This window comes from Moorena sp. SIO3I8 (assembly GCF_010692325.1).
Classification (GTDB): domain Bacteria; phylum Cyanobacteriota; class Cyanobacteriia; order Cyanobacteriales; family Coleofasciculaceae; genus Moorena.
On the sequence record NZ_JAAHHW010000031.1, the window covers coordinates 65,651 to 71,680 of the forward strand.

The window sequence follows — 6,030 nt, forward strand, 5'->3', positions numbered from 1 at the left end:
TCAGTAGTCAGCAGTCAGTAGTCAGCAGTCAGTAGTCAGCGGTCAGTGGTCAGCGGTCAGTAGTCAGCGGTCAGTGGTCAGCCTTTAGCCATCAGTAGTCAGCTTTTAGCTGATAGCACCTCAAGTAGCGTGGCACAGGCTTCTAGCCTGTGAAGCATTAGCTGATAACTGATAACTGATAGCTGATAGCTGATAGCTGATAACTGATAGTTGATAGCTGATAACTGATAACTGATAGCCGATAGCTGATAGCTGATAGCTGAATACTAATTGAGTTAGCAAACCATTTGTGGAAAAAGTTGTGGAAAAATTCGGTGATTTTTCCACAGAGCATTTATACTCAGAAGCCAGATATTCCAGCAGTAGACTCGATCATAGCATCAAGCTCAAGCCGTTAATTAACAAACTTTAATTAACAAACTTTAATTAAAATAGCGGTTTCTAGCCTAATGAGGTACAGAGTATTTTGTCCCTGTTCCCGATTCCCGATTCCCGATTCCCGATTCCCTACTCCCTGCTCCCAAAAAGCTAGGAAAAAAGTACCTCAAACGTCGCTGATAATTGCTATAAACAGGCTTTATGTTTGGTTTTGACTCCTAGCTGTCAGATTTATGCGATCGCTTAACTGAGAAAGTTTCTGAGCTAACTCATCATCTTTTTCCCGCAGCTGAGTAATTTTATCGCAGCTGTACATGACTGTCGTGTGGTCTTTGCCCCCAAATTCTTCCCCAATGCGGGGTAGGCTCAATTCTGTATGCTGCCTCATCAGATACATCCCAATTTGCCTAGCCCAACTAATTTCTCGCCTCCGAGAGCTACTTTTTAAGTCTTCCACTGAAAGATTAAACGTATTAGATATAGTACTTAAAATAACCTCAGGAGAAGCCTGAATCTTCTTGGTTGGTGGGTTCAAAATCGGTGCAATATTTTCCACATTCATCGCTAACCCCGAAATCGATACATAAGTCACAGCCCTAGTCAAAGCTCCCTCTAGTTCTCTAATGTTAGAGGTGTAGCTAGCAGCAATGTACTCAACCACGTCATGGGGTAGACGTATATTTTCGTCCTCTGCCTTTTTTTGCAAGATAGCCATCCTGGTTTCCAAATCTGGTGGCTGAATATCAGCGATTAACCCCATAGAAAAGCGGGAACAAAGGCGTTCTTGCAAGCTATTAATCTGATTAGGAGGACGGTCTGATGCCAAGACAATTTGTTTACCAGCTTCGTGCAAAGTATTGAAGGTGTGGAAAAACTCTTCCTGAGTATATTCCTTACCTTCAATAAACTGAATATCGTCTACCAAAAGTACCTCCGCTGTCCGATAATGTTCCCGGAAACTTTGGATACTATCCTCGCGAATAGCAGAAATTAAATCATTAGTGAACTGCTCAGTAGAAACATAAAAAATTTTAGACTCAGGGTTATTCTCCAAGCGGTAATGACCAATTGCCTGCATTAAATGAGTTTTGCCTAAACCAACACCACCACAAAGAAACAGAGGGTTAAACTCTCGTCCTGGATACTCCCCTACCGCCAGAGATGCAGCATGAGCCATGCGATTATTAGGACCAACCACAAAGCGAGAGAAAACATGCTTAGGATTTAACTTAGCGCGTCTTGGCTGGTTTTTAAAGGTATTTTCGGAATGATTAGTGGCTACCGTAAATGACCAGGAAAAGTCAGGATCACCAGTCATTGAGTTATTGTCTCCTGTAGCCGTTGTGAAGTGAATTTCCACTCGTTGACCTAAAATATCTTCCACGACATCAGCAATTGTTTTAACGTAATACTTCTGCAACCAATTTTTCGAAAAGGGATTGGCAGTGCGAATCAGCAAGCAGTTATTGTCAAGCTGTTGAGCGCTAGTTGTCTTGAGCCAAGTTTCAAAGGTGGGCTGACTCAGTTGTAGTTTGAGACGTTCTAATACCTGAATCCATAGTTGTTCTGGGGAAATTTTCACTGTTTTTTCTCTACCGTAGTCAATTTTTTTTAAGCTAGATGTGATGAGCCACAGCCCAGACCAAGGGCATAAAAATTCCTACGGTGCGCGTTCACGCTTAGCTTTTAAAAAGCGCGGGGTCGCACCGCTTTCCTATATCCCACCACCAAAAAATTTTTACCAATTTTTAATATATAAAGGTACTGTTTGAGCATTTGATCGAATAAGCTTGACGGATATAGACGTTTGGCTTTTACTATGGTGAGTGAAACACTACAAATTGCTCAGTTAGGCAACCCGATTTTACGGCAGCATACTCAGCTAGTACATAATTTGCTCGATGAACGCCTTCAACAACTGATTGATCAGCTCATAGCAACTGCTACAGCAGCCAATGGCGTTGGCATTGCAGCACCCCAAGTATCTCAATCCTATCGTTTGTTTATAGTAGCGTCTCGTCCGAATTTAAGGTATCCCCACGCACCGTTGATGGAAGCAACGGCTATGATTAATCCTGGCATTATTAGTCATGACACTGACATGGTTAAGGACTGGGAGGGGTGTCTGAGTATTCCCGGAATTCGAGGGTTAGTACCCAGGTATACTCGAATTGAGGTGGAGTATACTAATCGGTATGGTCAGTGTCAGCGGCAACAATTAACAGACTTTGTAGCCAGGATATTCCAACATGAATATGACCATCTTGAGGGAATTGTATTTTTAGACCGAGTGGAGAGTACCCAAGAGATGATGAGTGAGGAGGAATATCAGAAGCAGATTATTGCTAACTTATAGCGATTGTCAAATCCTTTACTCACTAATTTTCAAATCGCTACAATCTATTGATACTGGACAGTGCGAAGTTCTGTGGTCGGTTGAGTGGTTGAATTACCCCTAAGACAAGAACACCCCGATAGCGCCTAGGGACGAGAATCTTCCAAACTGGCTGAGTTTTGCTGATTCAGCCAGTTAGATTATGGCTAATTATCGTCGAGTCGAGCAAACCTTAGTTGAATTGCGCCCTATGTTTGCAGGTTTTGCCACCTTCGAGTGGTTTGTGTTGCTGCTATGGTGAGTGATCTTATACACCCTGTTCATTGTAGAAACCGATAATTAGGACACTAGTAATTAGCATGCTATAATTGGCATATTTATCACATGGATGTGTCCTTAAAACCTGTAGAGTGGGTTGGCAGTTCCTTGGAAGATTTGAAAAAATTTCCCTCAGAAGTTCAGCAAGTGATGGGTTATGCCTTGTACTTAGCTCAATGTGGAGACAAACATCCAGGTGCTAAACCCCTCAAAGGATTCAAAGGTGCTGGTGTACTCGAAGTTATTGACAACTTTGATGGAGACACTTATCGGGGTGTATACACCGTAAAACTCCAAGGTGTAGTGTATGTTCTGCATACATTTCAAAAGAAATCAAAGCAAGGTATCGCCACACCCAAGCAAGAGCTGGAATTAATTGAAGCCAGGTTAAAAAGAGCCAGAGAACATTACTCACAACATTACACTCACGAGTAGAGGTAGTAATTATGGTCAAAGAAATTGAAGTACAAGCTAGTAGTGGTAATGTGTTTGCCGATTTAGGTTTAGAAAACTCTGACGAATTAATCGTTAAAGCAGAACTGGCTCGTAAGATTAGTAGTATTATTGCCAACCAGGGTATGACACAAGCTGCGGCGGCCAAGATTTTAGGAGTAGATCAGCCTAAAGTGTCCGCACTTATCAATGGTAAGTTGGCGGGTTTTTCAATTGTGCGGCTGTTTCGCTTCTTAAACGCTTTCGGTCAAGATGTGGAAATTGTGGTCAAAACCAAACCATTATCTCACCCTGTGGCTCGAACACTAGTGTCGTGAACTAGCTGACGTAAGTATTCAGCTATCAGCCAAGGTCAAAGGCTGATAGCTGAAATACTTCACCTGTACTACATCCGCTCCAGTACCTGAATTCCCAGTAAAGACAATCCCAGTTTCAGAGTTCTAGCAGTCAAATCACATAGCAGCAGACGGGATGTCCGCTTGGGTTCTTCGGCTTTGAGTACAGGGCATTGGTCATAGAATTGATTAAACTTCTGGCTCAGTTCAAACAAATACTGACAAAGGCGATTCGGCATCAATTCTTTTTCAACTTCACCAAGAACCTGATTCAGTTGCAATAACTTCTTCCCTAGCACCAATTCTGCGTCTTCTTCCAACAAAATTTTGGCATCGGTTCCCAGTTGCTCAAAATCAATCTCCCCTTTGCGGCTAATTCCTTGAATCCGGACATAGGCATAAAGCATATATGGTGCCGTATTGCCCTGGAGTGCCAACATCTTATCAAAGCTGAATATATAGTTACTGGTACGATTTTGACTAAGGTCAGCATACTTAACTGCACTCATGCCTACGACTTTGGCAACATGCTCTTTAAATTCCTCAGTTTCCTCCCGACCTTCTTGCTTCAGTCTCGATTCTAAATCAGCACCAGATCGTGCGATCGCTTCATCCAATAAATCCCGCAACCGCACTGTTTCCCCAGACCGCGTTTTCAGCTTTTTGCCATCTTCCCCCAGAACCAAACCAAAGGGAACATGAACGACTTCAAGATTTTCTGGAAGAATACCAGTCCGTCGAGCCACCTGAAATACCTGGGTAAAATGATTTGCTTGTCCGGAATCAGTAACATATATAATCCTTTGAGCCTGGTCTTGCTCAGTCCGGTAGCGCAGAGCAGCTAAGTCAGTGGTGGCATAGTTATAGCCCCCATCAGATTTTTTCACAATCAAGGGCAGAGGCTCACCATCTTTATTTGTAAACCCCTCAAGGAAAACACATTTGGCTCCGGAATCTTCCACTAACAAGCCAGACTTGTCTAAATAGTCCAGAACCTCTGGTAGGAAAGGATTGTAAAAGGATTCTCCCCTTTCGGTGAGCTGAATATCCAGCAAATCGTAGATAATCTGAAACTCCCGCCGAGATTGGTCACACAGTAGTTGCCAAGCACGGCGGCTATCGGCTGCACCAGATTGCAGTTTAACAACTTCGAGCCTAGATGCCTCCCGAAATTCCTCATCTGCATCAAACCGTTGTTTAGCTTGCCGATAAAGGGTGACTAAATCTCCCAAATCCAGGGCATCAGCTGTAGTCAAAGCACTTGGGTAAGCTTCCCTGAGATAGGTGATCAACATCCCAAATTGGGTGCCCCAATCTCCCACATGATTCAAGCGCAGTACATTTTGACCCCGAAATTCTAAGATCCGGGCAATCGAATCCCCAATAATCGTTGAACGTAGATGTCCCACATGCATCTCTTTAGCAATATTGGGAGAAGAAAAATCAACAATGACCCGTCGAGGGGCTGAAGCGACTGCTACTCCTAGACGTGGGTCAGTATAAATCTCCCTTAGCCGTTCTTCCAAGTAAGCAGGTTTTAAGCTCAAATTAATGAAGCCTGGACCAGCAATAGTCGGGCTCTGACATATCTCAGCCACATCTAGATACTGCAACAAAGATTCTGCGATCGCTCTTGGCGGCTGTTTCAAACGTTTGCTCAAAGCCAAAGCCACATTAGACTGATAGTCACCAAATTTGGGATTGCTGGCAGGTACCATCATTGGATCTACCCCTGCCACGTCAGAACCGAAGGCAGCAGTTAAGGCTTGAGTGAATTGAAGTCTAAGTTGTTCAACAATGGATTTCATGGTGCCAGTGCAAAGGGCTCTTCACTAATCTTGCCTCTGAATGGTAACAGCCACTACTTACCGATTAATCTTGGACATAACCGGACAATTACCGTAAAGGCAGGTGAATTTCCGGTTTCACTCGGGAGCATCGGAGCAGTTATCTCAACTCGCACTTACAGGATCGACCGACACGCCCCTGTTCAGGTATGTATCTAAGATATACAACAATTCCCAGGATAATTTTCCCTATCTCCCCATTTCCCACTTCTTCCGACTTCCGACTTCCGACTCCCGACTCCCGACTCCCGACTCCCGACTCCCGACTCCCGACTCCCGACTCCCGACTCCCCACTCCCGACTCCCGACTCCCGACCTAAATGTAAACAACCTACCCCTGTGAGCAGATCTGCAGAGCACACGT

At 43.9% G+C, this 6,030-nt stretch carries 7 protein-coding genes; 5 read left to right on the forward strand and 2 right to left on the reverse strand.

Annotated elements, in window-relative coordinates:
* The first annotated feature begins 449 nt into the window (after window positions 1–449).
* Complete coding sequence (locus F6K51_RS14765) at window positions 450–593, forward strand: hypothetical protein (protein ID WP_293021347.1); 144 nt, start codon at window positions 450–452, stop codon at window positions 591–593.
* On the opposite strand, the gene dnaA is transcribed toward F6K51_RS14765, so the two are convergent.
* Window positions 578–1,960, reverse strand: a complete 1,383-nt coding sequence (dnaA, locus tag F6K51_RS14770; protein ID WP_293021349.1) for a chromosomal replication initiator protein DnaA — start codon at window positions 1,958–1,960, stop codon at window positions 578–580. The genes F6K51_RS14765 and dnaA overlap by 16 nt on opposite strands.
* 240 nt (window positions 1,961–2,200) lie before the next feature.
* On the opposite strand from dnaA, the gene def reads away from it, so the two are divergent.
* The 3 genes from def to F6K51_RS14785 all read left to right on the forward strand — a co-directional run bounded on the left by def (window position 2,201) and on the right by F6K51_RS14785 (window position 3,801).
* Window positions 2,201–2,734, forward strand: a complete 534-nt coding sequence (gene def, locus F6K51_RS14775) for a peptide deformylase (RefSeq protein WP_293021359.1) — start codon at window positions 2,201–2,203, stop codon at window positions 2,732–2,734.
* A 363-nt stretch (window positions 2,735–3,097) separates the two neighbouring features.
* The gene (locus F6K51_RS14780) at window positions 3,098–3,466 is read left to right on the forward strand and encodes a type II toxin-antitoxin system RelE/ParE family toxin (protein WP_293021351.1); all 369 of its coding nucleotides are present in this window, start codon (window positions 3,098–3,100) and stop codon (window positions 3,464–3,466) included.
* Between the two features lie 11 nt (window positions 3,467–3,477).
* The gene (locus F6K51_RS14785; RefSeq protein ID WP_293021353.1) at window positions 3,478–3,801 is read left to right on the forward strand and encodes a helix-turn-helix transcriptional regulator; all 324 of its coding nucleotides are present in this window, start codon (window positions 3,478–3,480) and stop codon (window positions 3,799–3,801) included.
* A 68-nt stretch (window positions 3,802–3,869) separates the two neighbouring features.
* On the opposite strand, the gene argS is transcribed toward F6K51_RS14785, so the two are convergent.
* A complete protein-coding gene (argS, locus tag F6K51_RS14790) occupies window positions 3,870–5,627 on the reverse strand; it encodes an arginine--tRNA ligase (protein WP_293021355.1) in 1,758 nt (585 codons plus the stop codon).
* 188 nt (window positions 5,628–5,815) lie between these two features.
* Here argS and F6K51_RS14795 point away from each other — a divergent pair, with 188 nt between their 5' ends.
* On the forward strand, window positions 5,816–5,986 hold the full coding sequence (locus F6K51_RS14795; protein ID WP_293021357.1) for a hypothetical protein: 171 nt from the start codon (window positions 5,816–5,818) through the stop codon (window positions 5,984–5,986).
* Window positions 5,987–6,030: the final 44 nt, after the last annotated feature.

What these genes read in the sequence shown, in the direction of transcription:
- F6K51_RS14780 (WP_293021351.1), top strand. Translation starts at nt 3,098, where the DNA reads ATGGATGTGTCCTTAAAACCTGTAGAGTGGGTTGGCAGTTCCTTGGAA.
- F6K51_RS14765 (WP_293021347.1), top strand. Translation starts at nt 450, where the DNA reads ATGAGGTACAGAGTATTTTGTCCCTGTTCCCGATTCCCGATTCCCGAT.
- argS (WP_293021355.1), bottom strand. Translation starts at nt 5,627, where the DNA reads ATGAAATCCATTGTTGAACAACTTAGACTTCAATTCACTCAAGCCTTA.
- F6K51_RS14795 (WP_293021357.1), top strand. Translation starts at nt 5,816, where the DNA reads ATGTATCTAAGATATACAACAATTCCCAGGATAATTTTCCCTATCTCC.
- F6K51_RS14785 (WP_293021353.1), top strand. Translation starts at nt 3,478, where the DNA reads ATGGTCAAAGAAATTGAAGTACAAGCTAGTAGTGGTAATGTGTTTGCC.